Origin of the sequence: Citrobacter freundii complex sp. CFNIH2, assembly GCF_002880615.1 — a bacterium.
GTDB lineage: Bacteria > Pseudomonadota > Gammaproteobacteria > Enterobacterales > Enterobacteriaceae > Citrobacter_A > Citrobacter_A amalonaticus_F.
The window spans coordinates 2749084-2771852 of record NZ_CP025757.1; the positions used below are offsets into that span (position 1 = coordinate 2749084).

Consider the following 22769-nt stretch of genomic DNA (forward strand, 5'->3'; position numbering starts at 1 on the left):
CTCTGGCAGGTTAATAATCGACTTCAACCTCATGGTCTCCGTCACTTAACTGCCAATGTTCGCGCGATTGCCCGGTCGGAATCCCGACCACTTTGCCAATGCGCACCGGTGTCGCACTAATCGCCCCCGCGCCGGAATCAATGAAGTCGTCTGGCTGGTTGGTCAACGCCGGGTTAAAGTCCCGCATCTGGTCGTACATCGGACCATCAAGTACGTCGGAGTGAGCCCACAGGAACCGTGACGAGAGAGGCGCTTCGAACGCATCAAGGATACGCTTCTGTTTGTTGGTAACACTGAACTCTTCCCGAACGCCGCAGCCGGTTCCTTTTAGCGCCTGCCGCAGCAATTTGCCCGCAAAGCTGCCAGGGCCGTTTACCTCAACACAAACAACGGGGATCTGGTATCTGATAACCAGCTCTTTGATTTGCGCCACCTGCCCGCCGGTGATTTTGTCGTTATCGTCAAACTCTGCCAGTTCGCCAGTCAGCTCCTTGCAAACATGCCAGTACAGATGACCGCGCGCGTCAGTCAGTATCAGGGATAACGCCGAGGCGTCCGCTTTCACTTTGCCGGTAGCCACGTCCCACCATGCCACGGCCCCAACAATTTGCGTGCTGCCGAGCCACATTGACGCGGTACGGTTGGCGTAGCGAATCTCCGGATGGATGTTGTATTCGCGGATACGTTCAGGATCGAGACGAACGTCGCCAACGGGTTTACTGTGCAACTGGTACTGGCTGTCCCATTCGTTAATTGTGCGGGTTTCTCTCCGGCGGTTCTCCATTTCTTCGCGGGTAAAACGCTCCGGCCACGCACAGTCTGAGTAGAAATCAATAACCGTATCCGGTGCGACAGCGAACACCACGCCGTCTTCGGTCAGCTTATAGTCAACATCCTCGACCAGCAATCGCGCCGCTTTATGGATCCCGGCAAAAACATACTCTGGCCGGAACGGGGTAACATAGCGCAGTTGCGTGGCGTCTTTCGCCTCGATGCGCTTTTCTTTCTCAAACAGCTTAATGGTCAGGCAGTCAGCGCCCATAGACTCAACCTCATCATAAAGGCTGTCGTGCGTGTGAGGGGTACCGATGTACAGCTTGCGCCCACCGGGGATCAGAATGTGGGTTTGTTCACCCAGGCGATACCGCAGCTTTTCTCGCGCTTCCGGCGTCTGGATATTGCGGGGGACTTCCACATCGTCATTCTGGCATTCGTTGGCGCGTGCCGAGGTAACGTTAGACAGAATACCTTTGGCATACATACTGCCGTTACGCATATCCAGCGCACCATTTACCCACCATTGTTCGACGGTACCGAGTCCATCCGGCAACATGCCTTTCGTCAGCGGATGGTTTCGCAGTACGTTCTGCGTATCGCGACTGGTTTTGTATGCAGTTGGATCAGCTTCAGACTGATGTAAAATCCGGTACTGGCGATCGCAGTAATATCGCCAGGCGTTATACACGGCAAGAATGGTTGATTTACCGAACCCACGAAAACAGCGAAGCACCGCGAGATTCCCGCGATGCTCCAACCAGTGACAGGCGCGATAGTGGCAGTCCGGAACGTCCCAGTTCATCCGCTCCGCCCACATTAAAAAGAAGGCGAGGAACGAAATCATTTTTTGCCTTTCTGCAGGCGCGCGATAATGGCGGCCGCTTCGCGCTCAGCCTTCGATACCTGCTGCCCCAGCGCAAAGGCTTCATCATCCTGTCCTGGGTTATCTGAAGGCGTACCACCGCGCGTCTGCATGCCAATAAGGGAATGCACCTTAATCAGCAGCGTCAGCGAAGCCGCCGCGTTCTTCATGCCCCAGTATCGATCGCCGCGCTCATCTTTGGTCAGTTCGCTGGGTTTCTTCCCCGCCCCCGGCCAGTTGTCCGGATCGGCTTCTTCGAGCACCACGTCAGTGAGTTTATCGCTCAGCGCGGTAAGGCGTGTTTTGTAATCCTGATGCATAAAAAAGCCCCGTAGTGAATACAGGGCTATGATGACGCGGGTTTAAGGTCGGAATCCCGACCGATTACCGCATACCGGGGTCCACCTGGTTAATCAGGGGTGCGATCCAGAACAGGTTATTACCCGGCAACAGCGTACGCACATTGTGCAGAACCCGATCGCCGGCATCCCCATTCAGCACGCCAGCGGTCACGTCTGTGACGGTATCGAGCAGGCCAAACGTCGGGCCGAGCGCAGAGCCGATAAAACCACGGCTGGCGTAACGAGACTGCGTGCCGGTGCCAAGCAGCGCCCCCAGCCCGACCATACCGCCGGAAGCTTTTTCCGCCATGTTGTTATATTCCATCAGCGGGCCGAGAATACCGGATCGGTCAACGCCTTCAATCACCAGTTTTTCAGGAGACCAGTCCACCTCTTTCCCTTTGGCTGCTTCTTTAAGTGCGTACGTCAGCGCGCCCAGGCCGATCTGGAATGCAGTACCGTAGTAGAACTGCGCAGTACCTTCCTGCAAACCGCCCAGCGTGGCGCGGTTATAGGATGCGGTCGCAAACGATTTGAACTGGAATACCGTTTTGCCAAGCGGCGTACTGGCCCACAATGGAGTATCACCAATACCAGGAGTAATAACGGTATTGTTAACGTCTTTCAGAACAGCAGACTGAAATACACCAGCCACGTGCTGATCGTCCCATTTTTCAAAATTACCGATATGCCAGCCGTCGATAACCTCGCCATGTTTCTGAAACTCGCTACGAATACGCGTGGCCATATTGTCGTTAATGCCAAGTTTCGCCAGGCGACGACCAGCGAACGCACCGGACAGAATGCCGTCAGACGTGATCATGCCGTTAACCGATTTGTTCATGTCGTCGAAATGTCCCATCAACGTGAGCTTGCCGAACACATCAGTAACTCGCTCCATACCCGCTTCCACCGCCGTAGTACGTGCGGAACTGTCCACCAGATCGCCCATCGTACGCGCGCGGGTGTGCAGGATGGTTTCCAGCCCCACGGCCATCTTTTTCTGTTCGGCTTTGCTGGCAACCCACGCAGGAGATTTAGATATCATAGCGCCATAGCCGCGCGTAATATTGCGGAAGCCGTTCACCATTACGCCACGGGCCAGATCCGGTATTGCGGATACCGTCATACCGCCCAGTTTGGTGACAAAGTTAGCGCTACGCAGAAACGCACCAGCGCGGACAAAAAACGACGACGGGTCGTCAGGCATGCCGTATGCGCCGACAAGACGGTCGCGCAGCGCGGTAATATCGCGCAGATCGTTATCGCGGGCCTTTGCCAGTTTTGCCTGGTCTTTGGGGCGGGAACGCATCAGCGCGTCGTATTCGTCCTGGATATCCTTAAGCTGCTTTTCCAGCGTCTTATTGCCAAAGGTACGGGTGAGCTCCACTTCGGCGGATGCTTCGCGAATATGGCGCTGCAGGACATAGTTGGCATCGCTCTCCAGATAATCTTTCATCAGGCGATCGGGAACACTGAGCGTACGGCCTTTGGTGCTGCCAGCGGATTTAACCATAAACACATTGGCGAAATCCTGCGGAATTTTTGCGCCCACGATTTTGTTAATGGTGGCATCCGCCGTGATCTCGGCCTCTTCTCGGGACATGGTTTTCTCGCCGCGCGACCACCAGTCCACCAGCATATCGCGGAACTTATCGCGCTCGTTGACGATTTTCCCTACCTTGTACACGCGCGGGAAATAGCTGGTCTGCCCGATAGCTTTAAGCTCTTCATCCGGCGGTAACAGCCCCAGTTTTTGCTGTGCCACCTTCACACGGTTAACGACGGTGCGCATGGCCTGCGCCGTTTCTTGCACCACGGGGTTAGCATGCACATCGCCGCTACGCATGGCGTTGCCGACTTCCTCCCGGAACGATGCAAAGCTCATATCGCCGCCATCCGATTTATATTTTGCGTATGCCTGTTTGTTAGTTACCACCACCGCAGCTTCTTCCCTACGCCACCCACGGACGCGGGTTTCCGCTGCAACGGGCGTTTCAATACCCCGCGCGTTTCCCTCGAGAGTGAAGTTATTCTCTGCCAGTTCCAGCGCCGTACGGCGTGCTGTTTTCGACGGTGACTCCATCAGGCGGGTGATCGGCGTCAGGTAGCTACCTGCCCTACGCGCGGCCTTTCCGAGTGGCCCACCAGCAACCGGAGTTAAATCTTCGAGTGTCGCTTCGCTGATCCGCGCCGCGCCAATACTCCCGCCGTCAGGAAGCGAGGCTGCTGCGGTATCCACCGGCGATGTGACGCGCATATTATCCAGCGCCTCCGCAACTTCCCGCGTGGCCGCATTTTTTACCGAAGGCGTGAGCATGGTTCCGGCGCTGGCAAAAACACCGCTCATCAGCGCGCCGGCGGCGACGTGTGCGGCGCTCTCACCCCACGTACGTGTTATCTGCTGGTTGTTGAGCGCAACCTCACTCAGCGCGGTACCCGCAGCGCCAATAGCGACCTGTGAACTGATACGCGCCAGTGCACCGCCTTGCGTACCGGGAATAAACATCGATGCGACAGTTACCGGATCGACAACCCCGGCGGCGATGCTGGCTAACACACCCTCGCCCCCCGCCTCGGACAATACGCGACGGTCCTCGTTTTCGTCATCAATCTGCTGTTTCAGCCAGGCGGTTTCTTCCGGCGAACGGGAATCAGCGAACGCGGATCCCCACTGTTCGTAACCATGCAGTTCGTTTTTATCCATATACGGGTTGTAACCCTCCGCCGGTTCAAACTGTTTAGACGGGCGGAACATATCGCCCAGCAGGTTATTCTGGCGGAATGCCGCGCCCCAGACAGAAGGCTCCGGCTGCTGTGGCTCTGGGTTTGCCCCTTCAGGAAGAGGAACATCAAAGCCTGTCGGTTCGGCCAGCACGTTGCCCGACGGGGTAAATCCGTTATTCAGTTCATCAGGTGCTGCGTAGACTGGCATCAATTTGCCCCCCCGCCATAAATAAACTTAGGTACGCTGTTAATGCGTTCGTTATGCAGCCGCTTGTACTGCTCATCCAGCGCACGATGCTTGTCTTTAAACCCACGGATAGCCTGACCGCGCGTAATTTCTTCCTGGTCACGCTGTTCACGTTCCTGCTGCATTTTCTTGTACGGTTCCCATTCTTCAAGCGACGGTTTCCAGCGCATGGGGCGACGATGCTTATCGTAATACGGCTGCACTGCCTCGATACCATCTTTATCCTTCGTTCGCACCATGATGGCGTAATCCCCCTGGCGGGATGTCAGCACGTCGGGAGTAATCTCCAGTTCACCACCGATACGGCTTTCAGGCGTTTTTGTCTCAACTACAGGGGCGTTACCTGACGTGATCCCGAGCTGCGTCGGACTGGTGGTTATTGTCTCCTGGCGGTCGCCGTACATAAGCAGCTCTTTTTCGGCTTTCCACTGTGCCGCCTGCCAGCCTGATGGGCCGTAGTTATAGAGCGCCTCCGGCGCGTACTTCATGAATTTAGCGTCGCCGTTCACCTCGCTGATACTCCAGGTGCGGGCTACCTGCTGGTTGGTCATTTTCTTCGCCGCATCGGCGTTACCGCCAGTGGTGCGATAGTTAATGTCATACAGCGCCTGATAGTCATTACGGAAGCGCGCCGCTTCTGGAGTCTGGTCATCCGCAGACGGATCCCGGCGGAACCACTGCGCCATGCTGCTGGCAGCAGAGTCCATCGCCTTGCTGCGATCCTTTTTGTACTCTTTAGTGCCCTGTGCGGAGGCCAGTTGCGCTTTAAGCGCGTCGGTCTGGTTGTATGTCAGGTTCTGCGCCTGCTCAATGGCCGTGTCAGAAGACATACCGGAATCAGTAAGCTGTTTGACCGTCAGATAAAAACCCTGCATATCCTTCGGCATGTCGCCGACAGACGCAGGATCTGTATCGTACAGTCGGTTGAACAGCTCCGCCCCCTGCCGTACTGCCTCAGGACTACGGGCGCGCGAAATGGCAGAAAGCTGTGTTGTCACCTGTGACGGGATAATGCCGGTCTGCGCCACCTGCTGCACGATGCCGTCGTGCGTGGTGGCATCATTAATACGGAAGCTCTGCGCGGTATCGGTCGCATCAGCGGCTTTCTGCATGGATTTGTTCGACGGGTCGAGTTTCTCCCCCATCGACAACGCTTCGTTGAAGCGACGAGCGTCACGCTGTGCCTGCATAGCTTCATTACTTTTTTGTACCAGCGCGCCCAGTTTGCCGTAAGCGTCGAGTTTCAGTGCATAGTCCGGGTCATTGGCCTGAGGCTTCGCCTTTGCCAGTTCTTCCTGTTGTTCGGCGGGGGATACGTACTGGATAGCCTGAAAGATACGGGCGTTATCGATGGCAATATCCAGTTGTTTGACCTTCTGCTCCCCCTCTTCTCCCCAGGCTTGCCTGATCGTTCCCTCGTCCAGCATGGCATCTGGGATGTCTCCATTATTTAATTGTGCCAATGTGTTATCGAAAACAGGCTCAACCTGTTCGCGTAAGGCTTTCCTCTGCTCGCGAAGCTGAGACTCTGCAATATTATCGACTTTATAAACAGATACCGGATCCAGCCCGGTTTTATTTTTACGGTACCGGGACAGCCAGCCGCGCGTTTCGGTTGGGAGTTTACTGATAAACTCCGCCTCGGAAATCTCACCCTTACGCGGGTCACCTACTTTCTCGATCAGATTATCAACATTACCCATACCCCAGTTATACGCGGCCCCGGCCAGCGTTTCAGAGCCGTATTTACCGTACAACTGGTTAGCGTAATCGCTCGCCAGCAGCGCGTTCTGCTCTTCGTCAGCCGGGTTATATTCAACACCGCGTTTTGCAGCCAGTTCTTTCCCCGTGTCAGGCATTAACTGGTATTTACCCTGAGCGCCCGCCCTGGATGTCAGAATGCTGCCATCAGGTTTAAAATGTTTACCGCCGGACTCAACAATGCTGATTGCTCGCATATCCATGCCGCCGCTGTCTTTAACGGGGAACTCACCGTTAAGCCAGCCCTGCGGATTGGTAACCGCATAGTTTTGCGCGCGCTGTTCCAAAGCGTTTAAATCAGCGGATGAAATAGCCTGCGCTATCTGTTCTGCTGACCATCCCTGTGCCTGCCCGTAAAGTTCAATCGAATGCTTACGCGCCCCCCGTGCCAGTGCTGCGGCTTGTGGATCGTCGTATGCGTTGGCTTCCTGCTGAACAGACGTTTTTACCGTGGTTTCAAACTGATTTTGCTGTGCTGTCGCTGTCTGAGCACGTTCGAAAGTATTGTAGGTGCTAAATCGCTTAACCTGGCTTGCCTTCCACTGTGCGTCAAAATAGTCCAGTTGGCTGGGCGGAATTTTTTTGCGGGCCTCCTCATAGTCCGACGCATCAAGTTTATCCATATCTGCGCCAACACCCGTAGAGTTAAACCCCTGTCTGGTGACCAGGGCACCTGTTTCCGGGTTTTCCCATCGATCTGTTGATTTGGCATAGAGATCATTTAACGCCGCCTGCGTCGCTGCAAGGTCTTTCTTATTCTGTTCTGCCTGTATTGCATCCGACACATTTCCCAGCGATGCGCCAACACGTGAAAGGGCCGCACCGACAGCTCCAACATTTCCCTGAGAGATTCGCCCGGTTGTTGCCTGCGGCGTAAGGTTGCCGAAATTACCCGTTGGTATACGCATTATCGTTTCCACCCGCTATACATCTGAGATCCCGAAGACAGCAAAGAACTACCCGCATTCATCATTCCGGCTTGCTCCGCTTTTTTACCGCTGATCACGTCCGCCTGTGCCTGCGTACGCATCCGGTTAGAGCTGTTGACACCATTAAGAATGGTTGTGTAAGCATCCTGTTCAGCGTCACCCGCAATACCTGATGTGACACGCAGCGCGGTACCAGAATCTGTTTCAACACCGGACGCGCCAAAAGCGGATGTTGCCTGTGATGCCTGTTGCGCTCCCTGCTGACGAATACGCTGCGCCTGCACTTTGGCTGCAGCGGTATTGGCATCCGCATCTGCTTTTGCCTGCGCAGCGTTGTAATTCGCCGCCGCTTTTTCATCCTGCCCCTGTTTCATTGCGCCAAGCGCAGACACAGCCGCAGCCGCCAGAGCAACCCACGCCATTATTTACCTCCTGAAAATACAATGCCGACGTGCTTAAGCCCGAGACGCTCATACATTCGTCCGGTACGTTCTTCATCAATGCCCGTCGTGATCCCCATGTCGATCTGGTCAACATCTTTTGACTTCGCCCAGGAGATGTACTCTTTTGCCAGGCGGTAACCGGCTAACGTTCCGCGATGAGCTTTTTCAACATAAAGCCCCAGTTCGTACGAAATCGTCGCATCGGCAAAGTAGTGTTCGGTAACAACCGCAGCGATCGCGCCGATGATAGCTCCGTCTTTTTCCGCCACAGCGACCATACCGTCGGGGGAATCGATCAGGCGACGTAACAGAGCAGAAAACTTGACTCCGTTGTATGGCAACGTCCGGTACCGGGATTCCTGGTGCATAATTTCCGAAAGTCGAATAATTTCCGGGATATCTGCGGTGCTGGCTGGTCTGATCATGTTTAGCCCCCGTTACTGGTGAACGTGAAAATAATGGCGAGGATATGGAAAGGCAGCGGCTGACGCTGTTGAATAAGCAGAGAATCTTCGCCGCGTTCCCAGCCGAGCTTTCCCCAGTAGTGATCGCCGGTGAACAACGGCGCGGGCTTATCCAGGACCTGCGGTCCGAAGCGACGGAACGGGATAACCTGACCGTTACACTCTGCGCCGGTAGTCTCAAGAAAACGCATGGTCACTTCGCTGGTCCGTTTTTTCGCGTTCTGCGTTGTGCCTTCTGACGTGGCGACTTCCGGCGTTAGCGTCTGGATTGTGGTTTCGTAATGCAGGCCAGCTTCGATTGATTTCGCTTTTCGGGTTAGCGTGATTTGACCGCCAGAAACTACCGCCTGCGGCATAACGGAACCATCCGCAACCACATCAATGGTTTTCCCCTCGAGGTGGGCGAATCCAGTCCATGTAGTGGCGCCTCCGGTACTCGTTCCTGTTACGGCGGAATCGGTACGCAGGGTACTGTCCAGAACCTCAACAAAGCGTACCGTCTGCCCGTTCACCTCACGGCGAACCAGTACATAAACCACATCGTCAGTATCGGAAGGGATACTGGTGACAGATTCGAAAGCGCCATCGGTGGCATGGCGTGACCATGCGATCACATCCTGCGTACGGTCTATCGCCATTGATGCCGCTGAACCATCCTTACGCGCTATCCACACGAACGGATCCGGTTGCTGCTGATATGCCATGTCGCTGATACCGCTGGCCGTAATGTGCTCAGCCAGCACCGTCATATCATTGGCGGTGTACGCAACAAATGAATCGGGATCGTACGCTGCTGCGTAAAGCTTTCGACCGGCTCGTTGCACAAACATAATTTCGGTACCGACACGGATCGGACGGATATTATTACAGCCGTATGGACTGGGGTTTTTAACCGAAATATTGGTCGGAGTGATAGCGGATTCATTGCCCGCAGTGATCGTAAACTCACCGCCATAGGTCAGCGCTATAAGGGTGTTCATCTGTGCCAGATGCACAATAGGATTGAGTTGATCAGAAGACAGCGTAAAGCTCATAGCGTTATCGTCGTCTGTTCCCAGCTCGAACGACAGATAAACACCGGTTTCACTGAACCAGATCGTTTGTGGAAAACGCGGAGAACCGGCCAGAACCAGACGCTGCTGATACAGCGTAACTGCGCCGGGGTATCCCATACTGCCACCCCAGACGGAATCCTCACGTGTCCACGCGCCGGGTGATGCAGCCTGTGTAGCAGAAAGTACCTTGCGGATGGTTCCAACGGCCTTCTGTGAACTGGTTATGCTGTCAATCAGCACCAGCCCTTCATTGATGCGGACATAAGAACCCACATCTGCTGACACCCACCCGGCCCCTGTGAGCGTACCGTCACTACCTGCAGGCGGTTCGTCGTCGCTGAGGGTGAGCGTAACTTCTGAGCCGATAAATTCTTTGACGGAGGGCTTACACCACTTCTGCGGTGTATCACGAATCTCGTCGAATGGTTCAACAATAAACGGTGCCGGCTCAAGTACCCAGTTTGTCTGTCCGAGGCGTTGCAGACGTTGTGGCGGGACATTCTCATGCGCCAGAAACATGGTGTCAGCGCCCTGCACATAATTCACATCTGGCAACATAGCGGCGGTGTAGGGACTGGCAATTTCATACGGCGTATTGTCGCTGTTGACCACCTGCTTACCATTCTGAAATACGCGCATGTAACCGTCGCCAAACTCCAGAACGTACGCCTGTGAGCGATTGAACACGTAAGGGATAAGGCGGGCTGTTTTGTTGCCGAATTTCGCAGCGGCCGCAAATCGCGTACCCGGTCGGCGCACTACCCCACCCTGAACCACAACAACGCCATTCTCGATCACTTTGGCACCGTTGGCATAACGTGCAATATCAACACGTCCCATCAGACGGGGGGACAACTCACCGGCGGTAAAATTGGTTTTTATCAGATTAGCGCGCATGTCAGAACCTCGATTCCAGCGTGGGATAACCGTCCAGCGTTTCCGGTGGTTCCTCCTGCCCGTCGATAGATTTAGCCTGGCGCAGCAGGTAAGCCGCTTCCTGGGTCAGCGTGTCGCGCAGACTGGTGGATCCGGTGACCGCATAGGCAAGTTTCGCCTGCATGGTGGCTTCGGCAACGTTCACAAGCGCTGCGTCCCACGTGGATTCGTCTTCATTGCGGAAGACATAGCGCAGCAGTACAGCGTTGACGTTTGCCAGCAGTTTGTTGCCCTCAATGCGGTACGGAATATCATCCTGTGGCTCACCGATGGACAGAACGCGGATTAAATCGCCGGGGAGAGAAAACTGGTATCCGAACCCAAAAATCGGGGTGTCGCTGACAGGGGAAAGAACAACGCGCTTAATGGCGCAGTTCCACGGATGCGCGCGCAACAGGTTATTGCGAACGGTCGGATAAAGGTTTGAGCACAAGCGGGCGTGGTCGGTATCTTCGACAAAATCGTTGATTGGATGCGCACCCAGCGCCAGCAGTGCGTTTGAACAAATCGAGACGCTCGACGTCATGGTAATACCTCAGATGGAAAAAGGCCGGGGGTTACCCCGGCAAGTACACCAGCGGCATTAAGCAACAAAATCGATGGCGACGACTTTCTTCTCGTTGGCACGACCTGCACCGTAGGACGCATCAACAGAGATCTGAATGGTGTTGTTTTTATCGCGGCGCGGGCCGATATCGACGTTATACTCAGCGCCGGTACCGAAATGCACAGCGGATTTACACCACGCAGCTGCGGTTTTGGTGGTTACAGCTGGGTCACCTGCGGTCGCAGAGTCCAGCTTTTCGTAAGCCAGCCAGTTAAAGCCCAGCCACTTGGAAGACACCGCGCCTTCCTGGAGCATTTTCACCGCCATAAAATCAGCAGAAGTCAGCGTGGTATCGCTGAGGATCTGCGTCAGCATGTCGGCGTTGTACGTCATGTACAGCTCTTCGCCGTTCTGCTCGTCACACTCGTTACGGCGGAACATCGCTTTCGCGGCGATCAGCTTGGCCTTGGTCATACCTGTGCCACCCGCAACGATTTTCTGCGCAGCCGGGAGAGCAACCGGAGCGTATGCGCCGTTGTTCTCTGTCTTACGCAGAACGGTATCGAGCAGCGCGCGATAGATAACATCGTCTTTTTTGCGGTTGGCTGCTGCCAGGGTGAGTTGCAGATACGGCCCCTGCGGGTCAGCGATCAACTTGCGCAGGTCGCGTTTTTCAACCGGGACGAATACGCCATAGTCAGCCATCAGCGCATTACGGGTACCGGCTTCCGGCACATCCCAGACGGTGTCACCGAAACGCGTGGTGATCTGCGTCATTTCGATGGTGCCCATGTCGTTGATGGTGAACGACGCACCGGTAATCATTCCACGATCGTTTACCGCAGCCTGCAGGCGGGAATCCTTCTGCTGTGAGGCAATTTCAAAGGAATCATGAAACTGCGTTACAAACGCTGCGGTGATCATGTTTTTGTTAGCATCAAAAGCCATGACAATCACTCCAAAAATTATCGCCTTGCGGGGTGTCGGTTTCCCGGCCCGAATATCACAATGCGACTGGCGCTTACGCACTGCGGGAAAAATCAGGTATCCGGCGTCCCCGCCGGGCTGGTTGTGGGGAGATTGTTAGCGAGATGCGCGGTCGGAATCCCGACCAAATGAAAAAAGCCAGCAATTAGCTGGCCTTTGGGTGGGGAATTACAACTAGCTTGATTCGTGCAGGCGCTGTTTCAACAGATAACCTTCCAGCATCCAGATTTTATTAACCGCGTTTTCACGGGCAATTTTACGCCCGATCTCAGGGTCGAAGTTTTCAGGGCTGGCACAGGCGCTTTCGCCAGTCACAGTAAATCCGTTGCGCAGCACCAGAACGCAAATGGTTAAAAGGTTTAACGTTGGGCTGCAAGCATCCATCGCCGATTTATCGGGCCATGCATCTTGAATCTTTTCACCAACATTCAAATAATGGCACTCAGAAATAATATCTTCGACATGCTGCGGCGTTACACGCGGCGCGGTTAAGCCTTTGGCCTTAATTTGCTGCTCGATATCTTTGTCGCTCATCGGTCTTTCCTCGATTTAAGTTGTCGTGACATGTCACGCTACGGACTGATCGCCGTAGGTTTTCTGGTAGAACGCTTTGACCTGGGCGGATACGCGTTCGTGATCAGCGTGTTTCGGGTCCATATACGCCGGGGATTTCATCAGGTCGCGAATGGTCTGCTGCTCTGCGAGATTAATTTCGCCGCCCGCTGGCGCGTCTTCCTGCATTTCCGCGCCCACTTTCGCCAGCATGCGAATGACCATAGGGTTATTGCCGATCGCGTTGATATCGTCGCCCTGCTCTGCCAGTTGCGTAAACGCGCGGTAAGCCAGGCCGATATTCTTTTTAAAATCCGCGTCTGTCTTCCAGACTTCACGCAAAGACGTGGTGGCCGCTTCGGCATCCAGTTCCGCCGAACCAGTGGCAATCTGCTGGGCGTTCTTCACGTACTCGCCCAGGATAAAACTCATTTGGTCATTGGTAATGCCTTTGGCATGAGCAGCTTTCAGAAAGTTTTGGGTGCCGGGGTCGGCTTTAAACTCATCCCACTTAAAACCCTCGACGTCTACCTTTGGCGCATACTCATCTGATGTTTTCGGCGCCGTGCCGATGCTCCCCATGCGCTTCTCCAACGCGACATGAGCCTCCGCCAGCTTACGGGCTGATTGCTCAACGTTAAGCGCACCATCTTCGCCACTGACACGGTATTTTTCCGGTAACCAATCATTCGCGCCCGGTTCGCTCGCGCCGGTGCTGAGTAAAGAATTACCAGAAGGATCGCCAGCCCCCGGATTATTACCGCCATCGTTACCACCTCCGTTCCCGCCGCCTGGCTGTTCTGCACCCGGTTCGGCATTCATGAATAAGTGTTTAAGCTTCCACATCGTCTTCAACTCCATCGGCTTTGTTGATTTCGCGCAGGATGAAATCCAGTACGGATCGCTGCCCTGCCCGGTAACATGTTTCACGGTCGCCCTCGGTACCGCCGGAGACATATGCCTCACGCCCGAAGCGGCGGGTTAGTGCTTCAAGCACCTGCTGACCACCAGGCATTTCCTCGAAAACGCGTTTGAAGTCAGCGGGGGTTACCTGTTTTTTCATCAGCCACCTGCCAGTTGTTTGCCTAAGGCAGCGCCAGCGGTCTGGCCTGCTGCACCCGCCGCCTCACTTCCTGCCTGCATCATCAACGCCTGCTGTTGGGCGTCAGCCTGTTCTTTACGGCGACGTTCGCGCAGGTCTGCTATCGCATCCGTTGAGCGCATGACTTTAGCCGGTACGCCCAGCGCCTCACCCACAACGCGACTCGCTTCGTCGCTGTCCATGTTGTCCGTGACATCCGGGAATATTTGGGCCAGTTGCATGATGTTCTGGCCGTAACGTTCGATTGCAGTGACGTCCTCCAGCTGCTGCGCGCGTGCCAGCGGGGAGATGTAGCGTACGTTGAAATTCGCGTTCTGGAGGCTTTCAGGCGGTTGTGGGAATACCCCGGCGCGGAAGGCAATGCCGAAACAGCGCACAACCAGCGGTTGCAAATACTCAGCCTGGAAGCGTCCATAGACCGGGCCGAGCAACTGGCGGATAAGTGCAACGCGCACATGCACTTCCGTGGCGGTCATAGCCGGTCCGTCCTGCGGCTGGAGCTGGTCGGCCATCATGATCTTGCGGATAGATGCCTGCAGACGTTCTTCTGCGGTGAATGCAACGTTGAAGTCCGCGCCAGTCAGCAAAGGTTTCATGCTGTCGGTGCTGTTCGCCACGATGATGCGACGTGGACCAACCTTGACCGTGCGCGGGTTGAGTACGCCATCGTCTTCGGCGATCCACATGCCGGAGATAGCCAGGTCCTGCGCGGCCTTCTCCATGCGTTTGGTTTCGTTCAGCTCTTTGCAGTCAGGCAGCGCGTCGTACACCGGGCCGATACCGTACGGACCACCGGGGATTTTCATCCAGCGCGGAACGCAGCAGGGAAATTCGTGATAACCGGATTCGCGCACAACGCGCTTATTGCTCACATCGATGTTGAACGATGCAAAACGCATGTTCTTCGCCATGCGGGCGTTAACGAGATAGGTGTCACGCGGGAAGATGCAGTGCAGGAAATCGAATTTGTCATCGGGTTTTTTCTTCGCCGCGTCGAGGATTTTCTCGCTGACATTATCCCTGCCAAACTCTTTGATGGCCTGCTCTGCCGTGAGCTGGTAGCGGCGGTATATCGTGTCCACGATGCCATCCTTGCGGGTGGACGTGACAAAGCACTGCGCCAGCGGCCACTGCTGGAACATGAAGCCGCCCTCTTCGCGGTCTTCGTCGATGTACAGCACGAACCAGCCCGCGCATACTACATCGAGATTGGCCTCGTATCCTTCCGCGTCGAAGTTGGCAGCGTGGATATTTTCCCACACCAGCGTTGCGCACTCAGACAGCCAGGCTTTCGCATCGTCCGGAAGCGACTCGCTGTCGAGGTTCAGCCACTGCGCGTTTGCCGGGGTCATGCCGGACATGAGCGCAGACGCCAGCATGCGGGCGCTGTCGGTGGCTGTGCCATCCAGTAGCTTAGCCACCTTGTGTTTTGCGCTCTGGGCGTCGAGCACCTCATCAGAGAATCCCGCGCCGCGCAGCGGATAGGTGTAGTCATAGCACTCGCGCCAGACGCTTTCGTGTTGCTGGCGGTTTGCTTTCAGCGTGTCAGAACGCTTGATCAGCTTTACGGCGAGTTCATCCATCAGTTACGCCCCCAGTGAACGTTTTGTTCCGGATGCCGCAGCACCGGAGCCGAGCAAAGAGGTGCCGGAATCGTCCGTTCCGCCTGCGCCACTTGCCAGCAGGGAAGAACCCTGTTTACGTTTCTTGCGTGCTGCTGCGTCAGCGTTAGCCGCTTTGGCTGCTGCGTTCGCTGCTGCATCGGCTTCCGCCTGTGGATCCGTGGTCTGGACGTCGGGCGTTTTGTCCTTAGCCCAAAGACCAGCTGGATCCAGTATTTTTTTAGGGTCAAATCCGCCACACATAGCGATTCTCCTTAGCCTGGTACGTGCCAGCCGTGTTCAGTCAGCACGGGCTTACCCGTCACCGGCTGGCGCTTGCCCTCTTCGTTCGTCACGTAGCCGTGCGGCGCAGCGGGTGCCGCCGTGGTGGCCTTTTTAACGAGTTCGAGGAAATCAATGCAGTTGGTCAGCGGGTTACCGACCAGGTCGGTGAAGGCGTAATCTTCAAAGCGAGCGATGATAGCCGCGCCCTGTTCGTTGATGGTTGTCAGCACCGTATTGCGCTCATTAAGCGCTGCGTCGTCGAGCAACTCACCAACGCGCTGCTGAACGGTCTGTTCGTCTGCACGTGGTGCATCTGCCTGCGGTGCGGAATCCTGCCCGGGGACTTCAACGGTTTTCTTCTGTCGTGCCATTGTGATGGCTCCTGTCGATGATGGAGCCGTAAGTGTGAAACGGGGTCGCGGTCGGGATCCCGACCAAATGGAAGATTTGCTAAAAACAGGGCCTATTTAACATAATGACCGTTACACGCCCCGGCGAAAGTGGACTCATAACGGATTCAGCGTAAAGGGGTTATTTGTTGCGGTTTGCTGGCGGGAAATGGTGAAAATGGACTGCATAAATCGTGCATAAAACAGGGCAGTTTTTGCATAGCGTTTTTTATCATTGAACGCCCCGTTTTTGCAGGTTTTCATTGCGGTAATCGCTTTGTGCGCCAGGCGTAAACGAAACGCCTTGATGTGACCTGCGCAGGCAGTTCGGAGCGCGGGCGTTGCGTTACGTAGCACCAGAAATCTATCAGCGCTTCACCTGTGTGATGGTTCGGTGCTGCGCCCTGCTTCCAGCCGATGATAGCAGACTTTGACACGTCCAGCTCTCTGGCAATCTCCTGCAGGGGAATGCCGCTGCGCGTGATGTCGTTAATCACCCGGAACCAGTCTGTTTTGAACGTTGCGACAACTGGCATAGATCACCTCGCAAAACGCGCGCACGCGCGAGCATAGAGAGCAATTTTATTGAGCTGCTGGCGCTCGTTAATCGCCGTGATGGAATCAAATCGTGTTTGCATATCGCTACCCGCAATAAATTACATGTTCGCCCTGTACCAGCCTGTACCCACCTGTACCAGCTCTTTTCAAACCTTTCCCCCAAACGACTTATATATATATATGGGGTTCTTAGTAATTAGGTTGGTACAGTTGGTACAGTTGGTACTGACGTTTAAATTCAATTAGTTAAAATGTACCAACCTCTATTTTGAGGTTGGTACAGGTTGTGACACTGCCTCGAATATGCGAGTCATTTTCCCGTCAACACGACGCTGAACGCGCTTATATCCGCAATTTTGCAAAACATTACTAATTCGCATTTCTTCGCGTTTTCCGATGCGGTCGGGATTTAAGCCAATCGCATCGCGCATAACGTCACTAGCGCGTAAAAATTCGCAATTTCGCGGAATGTCGTTAGTCATCAGGTCTGGCGTGTCGAGCCATTTCTCGACCGTTTCGAGCCAAGCGTCCTTAATGGTGTACTGCTCATGGACATTTACGCCGAGGCGCTCAGCATCGCGGAACTGGATACCGCCAAGCCGCTTAAACGTATCGCGGGCCTCAGCCCACAGCAGCAGCAAATCGCGCTTAATGGCCTGCACATCGACGCTGGAGACCTCGACAGGGAGCCAGCGACGGTTACCGGTCTTGTCAGCGAGGAACTCGTCTTCGTTGGTGGTACCGATGAACACCAGGCGACGCGGGAACTGGGTAGCGAACTCGCGGTATTTGGGGATCCAGTTCTCATGCGTACGCGTCACGAATGCCTTAATGCTTTCCAGCTCTTTGGTATTGAGGCCGCGCAGCTCGCCAATCTCCGCCACCAGACGCCCACGCATCTTGCGTGCTAGGTCGTCGTCTTTCTCAGCGAACGATATCTCGGTGAAGAACGCCGGATCGGGTGATAAAGCCTCAACGCCGGACGATTTGCCGCAGCCCTGCGGGCCGACCAGGATCGGCACCATATCGGCTTTGACGCCGGGCTCCAGTACCCTGCCCGCCAGCGCCGTCCACATATACATGGACACCGCGCGGGTGTATGGCGTGTCGGCGGTACCGAAGTGCGTATGGTAGAAAGATTCAATGCGCGGTACGCCGTCCCACTCCAGCCCGTTCAGCCAGGTAGTCGCCGAATCGAATGGCTGTTCGTCAGCGGCCAGCAGAACAACGTCGCGAATGAGCTCGCGCCCGACGGGTTTAAAGCCACGCTTTTCCATCGTGATGCGCAGGCGCGCATAATCTGCATCGGTGAACGCCTGCCACTGGCCGGAGCCTGCCTGGGCGAACATGATTTCATCGCGGAACTGGTCAAAGCGGATATCGATGTCAACAAAGTCAGAACGCACAACGGCTTTCGCCGCGTTGCTGATGGTGGCCTCAATGCGGCCCCACTTATCGCGCTCGAACGCCGGCAGAGGTAACGGCTCGGCTACTTCGGTACCGGTCAGGTCTTCGAAATCGTCGTTGCGGATCCCGATGGCATTAAGGAAATCGCCGTCATCGCGGTGCGCGCAACTGGCGTGCAGACATTTGAAATGCCCCTGCTCAAAGCCAGCGGTACCGCCCGGGAAGTAAACCGTGCTCGTCGGGTCGCCGCCGGTGCTGTGGCCATCCTCGAACGGGCAGCGGATGTATCGCTCACCATTCGCGCCGTCGAGCAGCGTCCAGCCGTTCGCGTCCAGATAATCCGCTGTCTCATCCGTGGCGCCGGGCATGAACGTTGAGCGGTCGCGCATCTTCGTGCTGCCCGCTTCGGTGGTGACCGATACAGGCAGCTCATCAGCCAGGCTCTGCCACAGCGTCTCGAGCTGGTCAGCAGTTATGGCTGGAGGTTCATCCGGCAGACCGCCATCCCATTCAATACGTGCGCCGCTGCTGTGTGTACCACATGCGACGAACTGCTGCCCGTTCGCCAGTAGCTCAATAATGCCAAGCTCGCCCTCGAGGCGGTGGATGCGCTTACGGAAATCGCCGTCAACACCCAGCAGGTACAGACATTTGTTGCTGTTGGCGCGCCAGCGTCGCGGCGGCAGCTCGCCAAGCAGCTGCACCAGCGTCTTGCGAATATCGGCCTGGATGTCTTCGTCTTCGCTGTCGCAGTCCAGCGCCAGCCAGCCGAAGCCGGTGCGCACACAGATGCCGTAATCAGGCTCTTTCGACCAGCGGGCAAAGTCGCGTTCCGTTACGACGTGCTCGGTCCAGTCCTTGATCCCGGTAGCCAGGCGGTCGCGGTTATACAGGCTCGGCGTCTTGCCAAGCGCTTTCAGTTTACTGTTGGGGGATATCGTCGCACCCGGGTTGCACACGACCGGCAACAGCTGGTCAGTACGCCCCAGCACCAGATCGAAGTGGAACCATTCGTCAGGCGTCGCCCCCCAGTTCTTTTTCTCTGGCATGGGTTACGCCTTTTTATCGTTTTGTGAGCCGTGCAGCAGCCAGTTAGGGTCGCAATCGAGCGCAACAGATATCTCAATAATGTAACGGGGGCGGGAGATAACACCGCTTTCGATTCTGTTAATTGCCTGCTGACTAACCCCTGTTAGCTCAGCCAGCGTGACCTGCGTCATTTTAAGCTCTTTACGTCGCTCTTTTAATCGGGTTGCCAGAGTCATAGTTATCACCTCATACAATTTTAGTGGTATTTAGCAACAACCAATGATGTTTGTCAAATACAACAAAAATTGTATTTAATAGTGGGAGGTCATAATTTCAACTATTACAAGGTACTAAAAATGTCTCTCGCAGCACGCTTCAAATCCCGCCGTCTTGAACTCGGAATGACACAAGTAGAGGTCGCAAACTCTGCTGGGGTCAGCCAACAGTCGATTGAATCCATTGAAAGCGGACGAACAAGAAAGCCGCGCAACCTTCTCGATCTGGCTAAGGCATTGCAGTGCAATCCAGACTGGCTTTTGAACGGAAAAAACATCATGCCACTGGCAGAAATAAGCACCAGGCGGATTCCTGTTTTAAGCTATGTGCAGGCAGGTGAATTAACAGAGGCGAGAGACGTGACCGATCTGACTGGAGAACTCGAATATGTTCTGGCGGATTCCGACGTACCGGAAACGTGCTTTGCCCTTCGCATTGATGGCGACAGCATGCAACCTGAATTTAAAGAGGGGGATATTGTAATCATCGACCCCGATCTGTGCCCTATGCCTGGAGAATTTGTTGTAGCCAAGAATGGCGGACACGAAGCCACTTTTAAGAAATACCGTCCGTTAGGGATCGGTATTGACGACTTTGAATTGGTACCGCTAAACCCTGACTATCCTGTTTTACGTAGTGCGGATATGAAGTTACAAATCATAGGTGTGATGATTGAACACCGTATTTACCGCCGTAAACGCTAGTATCTCCCATCCTTTCTGGAGGGCTTAACAGCCCTCCCCCACCTTACATGTAAAACCTTACAAACTAAATTCACTTAAATATCAATTACGTGGTATTTGCACGCTACAAAATACCACATTTGTGGTTTACACAATACAACTCAAATTGTAGATTTAATCCCAAGTAGTAATGCTCTTTAACAAACAGAACCGCGTGACAGGCAAGCCGCTGTGCCCTGGCAAAACGAAATAGCGCCGCGAAGGATCGCAGGCAATCGGGGGACGCAAGGCGAACCAACCCGTAGAGGACTACACCGCGACAAGCCCATACGTCACGCAAGTCGAAACGCCCCGATGATGGGGCGTGCAGTGAATTAATAAAAGGCTTCGGCCTTTTACTAATCCACTTAGGAGCACCACCGATGAAACCTGAACACCTCCACCGGCTGACGGGGCGCGACGTGCTCCGCTATCGCCGCAACCACTTCGATTTAGTTACCGGCCTGGCCCTCGCCACTGCGTGCGGTCTGGTTATTACCTTCATTCTCCTTGTAGCGAGGACCGCAGTATGAGCTTAGAAACCAGTCTCGAACTTAATAACAAGCTGCTGACGCAGCACAACGCCCTGCTTGAACAGCTGATTACGGCGCTGGCTTCAGGCCAGACAATTCAGCCGCAGACCGTCGTCACCCAGGTACAGGAATATCGCGAAACGGTACCGGACAAATCGGCTACAGATGACGAACGGCCGGATCTGGAAACGCTGGAAACGCTGGAATTCAGTGATGTTATCGCGCTGGCCTGCTTCTACCCGGTGCCGGTTATGTACAGCTCTGAGATGTTCCAGCGCGCTATTGATTATCGCGATGCTGTTGGCGAAAAACGTGTGGTGCAGATCGATGCACTGGACATGGCATTGGGCGGGGTGAAACGCGCCAACCATCTGAGCAAGCCAGCACTGTTAGATCTGGCTCGACACGTTATTCGCTTCTGGGATGATTTGCCGACGATTGAATCACGCCGCGATTTTGCCGAACGCCTGCTGGATGCACCTGCTGCTGGGCGCGATGAAGTAAAACCGAAGAAGGCCAGCGGCAAAGACAAACAGTCTGAAGAACGCACCGGGCCGTTTTACTGCAAAAGCGTAGACGGCACTGCTGCCAGCGAACTCCACTCTTTACGCAAACTGAACGCGATGCTGGAGAAAGGCCACGTTGAGATCAGCCGGGTTGAATACCTCCAGTTACAGGAAGAATTCGCACGTAAAGATGCCGCAAATAACAATCAGCAAGTGACCACTGACACTGAAGACAAACCTGATTTTGCGGCTCTGCGTAAACAGGCCGAAGGCCTGATCCTGCAACTGGCAAAAGGCGGTTACCGCGCAGAGGCTGTCGCCATTCTGGAAAAACAGGGCGCTCAAAAACTTGGCGGCGTTGCTGACGAGAAGCTCGCAGACGTGATCGCTCAGGCCGAAAAAGCACTGGAGGGTTAACCATGCCAGACGTTCATGCACGACTTTCCCCGTCTTCAGCGCATCGGTGGATGCGCTGCCCCGGTAGCCTGGCGCTGGAAGCCACTCAGCCTGACAAAGAAACGTCCTTTGCTTTAGAAGGTACAGCAGCGCATACACTTGCCGAAAAGGTGCTGCGCAACCGCCAGAGCCACCCGGAACACTATGCGGGTTGCAATGTCGCAATGTTCCTCGGCTCCTATCCTCTTGCTGAGCACCCGGATGATACTTCCGGTCCTCAGGTAGATGAGGAAATGGTCGAAGCCGTTGGCCGTTACGTCGACACCGTCTGGTCGCTGGCCGACGGCAACGAGTTGCTGGTCGAGCAGCGCGTCGACTTTTCTCACATCGTGGGCGTTCCCGACTCATTCGGTACCGCCGACGGCGTAATCATCGCGGGCAACGAGTTACAGATCCACGACCTGAAATACGGTAAGGGTGTGCGGGTCGATGCTGAGCAGAACGAGCAGCTGCAGCTGTATGCCCTGGGTGCGCTCGAGCAGTTCAGTATGCTGTACGACTTCGAGACGGTACGTCTTTTCATCCACCAGCCGCGGCTTAACCACGTTTCAGAGTGGGCGCTGACGGTGGAAGAGCTCCAGGCGTTCGGCGAACGGGCGCAGGAAGCGGCGGCCAGCGTGATTGTGATGTTCAACATCGCCGATTGCGAAGGCGTCGAAACCCTGCCGCTGGATAGCTTTATCCCTGGTGAAAAACAGTGCCGGTTCTGTAAAGCAAAAGCCGTCTGCACTGCTCAGAAAATGCAGCACATGCAAACAGCTGCCAACGATTTCGAAGACCTGACAAAACCTGTCAGTGAAATCATCACTGCTGCCAGCACGCGCGTACCGCTTCTGACCATCGAGGAACTGGCGGAGATCTACAGCCAGGCAGATGCTATCGAATCGTGGCTAAAGGCAGTGCGCGACCGGGTGAATAGTGAGCTGAACGCCGGGCATCCGGTACCGGGCTTTAAGCTGGTTACTGGCAAACAGGGCAATCGTGCCTGGAGCGATGAAGAAGCCGCCCGCGCGCTGCTGAAAGACCAGTTCCGTTATAAAACTGAGGAGGTTTTCGACCTTAAGCTGATTAGCCCAACCAAAGCCGAGAAGCTCATCAAAAAGGCCAGCCCTCGCCGCTGGACGAAAGTCGAAGCGCTGATCACCCGCGCTGACGGTAAGCCCACCGTCGCCCCCGAATCCGACCCGCGCCCTGCGCTCAATATCAACCCTGTTAATGATTTCGACGACGTGTCCGACGACGCGCTCGCCGCAGACCTCATTTGATTAAGGAAATAC

General features: G+C 55.1%; 21 protein-coding genes. 3 read left to right on the forward strand and 18 right to left on the reverse strand.

What is annotated here, in order from left to right; translation table 11 throughout:
• Window positions 1-10 precede the first annotated feature (10 nt).
• The 18 genes from terL to WM46_RS13570 form a co-directional block, all read right to left on the reverse strand.
• Window positions 11-1621, reverse strand: a complete 1611-nt coding sequence (terL, locus tag WM46_RS13485; protein WP_102602527.1) for a phage terminase large subunit — start codon at window positions 1619-1621, stop codon at window positions 11-13.
• Entirely contained in the window at window positions 1618-1959 is a 342-nt protein-coding gene (locus WM46_RS13490; protein ID WP_102602528.1) for a hypothetical protein, read from the reverse strand. The genes terL and WM46_RS13490 overlap by 4 nt, the downstream gene beginning before the upstream one ends.
• A 64-nt stretch (window positions 1960-2023) precedes the next feature.
• Window positions 2024-4915 carry a hypothetical protein gene (locus WM46_RS13495; RefSeq protein WP_102602529.1) on the reverse strand — a complete coding sequence of 964 codons (2892 nt, stop codon included), beginning with the start codon at window positions 4913-4915 and terminating at the stop codon, window positions 2024-2026.
• Entirely contained in the window at window positions 4915-7623 is a 2709-nt protein-coding gene (locus WM46_RS13500; protein ID WP_102602530.1) for a transglycosylase SLT domain-containing protein, read from the reverse strand. The genes WM46_RS13495 and WM46_RS13500 overlap by 1 nt, the downstream gene beginning before the upstream one ends.
• Window positions 7623-8066 carry a hypothetical protein gene (locus WM46_RS13505; protein ID WP_102602531.1) on the reverse strand — a complete coding sequence of 148 codons (444 nt, stop codon included), beginning with the start codon at window positions 8064-8066 and terminating at the stop codon, window positions 7623-7625. The genes WM46_RS13500 and WM46_RS13505 overlap by 1 nt, the downstream gene beginning before the upstream one ends.
• Window positions 8066-8512 (reverse strand): GNAT family N-acetyltransferase, encoded by a 447-nt coding sequence (locus WM46_RS13510; RefSeq protein ID WP_102602532.1) that lies wholly within the window; start codon window positions 8510-8512, stop codon window positions 8066-8068. Before WM46_RS13510 ends, WM46_RS13505 begins: the two co-directional genes overlap by 1 nt.
• A gap of 2 nt (window positions 8513-8514) precedes the next feature.
• Window positions 8515-10503, reverse strand: coding sequence for a hypothetical protein (locus WM46_RS13515; protein WP_102602533.1), 1989 nt, complete (start codon window positions 10501-10503; stop codon window positions 8515-8517).
• A 1-nt stretch (window position 10504) separates the two neighbouring features.
• The gene (locus tag WM46_RS13520; RefSeq protein WP_102602534.1) at window positions 10505-11068 is read right to left on the reverse strand and encodes a hypothetical protein; all 564 of its coding nucleotides are present in this window, start codon (window positions 11066-11068) and stop codon (window positions 10505-10507) included.
• A gap of 57 nt (window positions 11069-11125) precedes the next feature.
• Window positions 11126-12037, reverse strand: a complete 912-nt coding sequence (locus WM46_RS13525) for a phage capsid protein (protein WP_102602535.1) — start codon at window positions 12035-12037, stop codon at window positions 11126-11128.
• 213 nt (window positions 12038-12250) lie between these two features.
• Window positions 12251-12610, reverse strand: a complete 360-nt coding sequence (locus WM46_RS13530) for a Gp49 family protein (RefSeq protein ID WP_102602536.1) — start codon at window positions 12608-12610, stop codon at window positions 12251-12253.
• Window positions 12611-12643: 33 nt separating this feature from the next.
• Window positions 12644-13474 carry a hypothetical protein gene (locus tag WM46_RS13535; RefSeq protein WP_102602537.1) on the reverse strand — a complete coding sequence of 277 codons (831 nt, stop codon included), beginning with the start codon at window positions 13472-13474 and terminating at the stop codon, window positions 12644-12646.
• Entirely contained in the window at window positions 13461-13694 is a 234-nt protein-coding gene (locus WM46_RS13540) for a hypothetical protein (protein ID WP_102602538.1), read from the reverse strand. The genes WM46_RS13535 and WM46_RS13540 overlap by 14 nt, the downstream gene beginning before the upstream one ends.
• A complete protein-coding gene (locus WM46_RS13545; RefSeq protein ID WP_102602539.1) occupies window positions 13691-15313 on the reverse strand; it encodes a portal protein in 1623 nt (540 codons plus the stop codon). Before WM46_RS13545 ends, WM46_RS13540 begins: the two co-directional genes overlap by 4 nt.
• Before the next feature lie 3 nt (window positions 15314-15316).
• Complete coding sequence (locus tag WM46_RS13550; RefSeq protein WP_262360390.1) at window positions 15317-15595, reverse strand: hypothetical protein; 279 nt, start codon at window positions 15593-15595, stop codon at window positions 15317-15319.
• Between the two features lie 11 nt (window positions 15596-15606).
• Window positions 15607-15987, reverse strand: coding sequence for a hypothetical protein (locus tag WM46_RS13555; RefSeq protein WP_102602540.1), 381 nt, complete (start codon window positions 15985-15987; stop codon window positions 15607-15609).
• A 278-nt stretch (window positions 15988-16265) separates the two neighbouring features.
• On the reverse strand, window positions 16266-16541 hold the full coding sequence (locus WM46_RS13560) for a hypothetical protein (RefSeq protein ID WP_043001672.1): 276 nt from the start codon (window positions 16539-16541) through the stop codon (window positions 16266-16268).
• A gap of 285 nt (window positions 16542-16826) precedes the next feature.
• On the reverse strand, window positions 16827-19019 hold the full coding sequence (locus tag WM46_RS13565) for a VapE domain-containing protein (RefSeq protein ID WP_102602541.1): 2193 nt from the start codon (window positions 19017-19019) through the stop codon (window positions 16827-16829).
• Window positions 19020-19022: 3 nt separating this feature from the next.
• Window positions 19023-19235, reverse strand: coding sequence for a helix-turn-helix domain-containing protein (locus tag WM46_RS13570; protein WP_102602542.1), 213 nt, complete (start codon window positions 19233-19235; stop codon window positions 19023-19025).
• Window positions 19236-19355: 120 nt separating this feature from the next.
• Here WM46_RS13570 and WM46_RS13575 point away from each other — a divergent pair, with 120 nt between their 5' ends.
• The 3 genes from WM46_RS13575 (at window position 19356) to WM46_RS13585 (ending at window position 22757) form a co-directional block, all read left to right on the forward strand.
• On the forward strand, window positions 19356-19979 hold the full coding sequence (locus WM46_RS13575) for a LexA family protein (protein WP_102602543.1): 624 nt from the start codon (window positions 19356-19358) through the stop codon (window positions 19977-19979).
• A 547-nt stretch (window positions 19980-20526) separates the two neighbouring features.
• Window positions 20527-21453, forward strand: a complete 927-nt coding sequence (locus WM46_RS13580) for a hypothetical protein (protein ID WP_102602544.1) — start codon at window positions 20527-20529, stop codon at window positions 21451-21453.
• 2 nt (window positions 21454-21455) lie between these two features.
• Window positions 21456-22757 (forward strand): DUF2800 domain-containing protein, encoded by a 1302-nt coding sequence (locus tag WM46_RS13585; protein ID WP_102602545.1) that lies wholly within the window; start codon window positions 21456-21458, stop codon window positions 22755-22757.
• The last annotated feature ends 12 nt before the right edge of the window (window positions 22758-22769 follow it).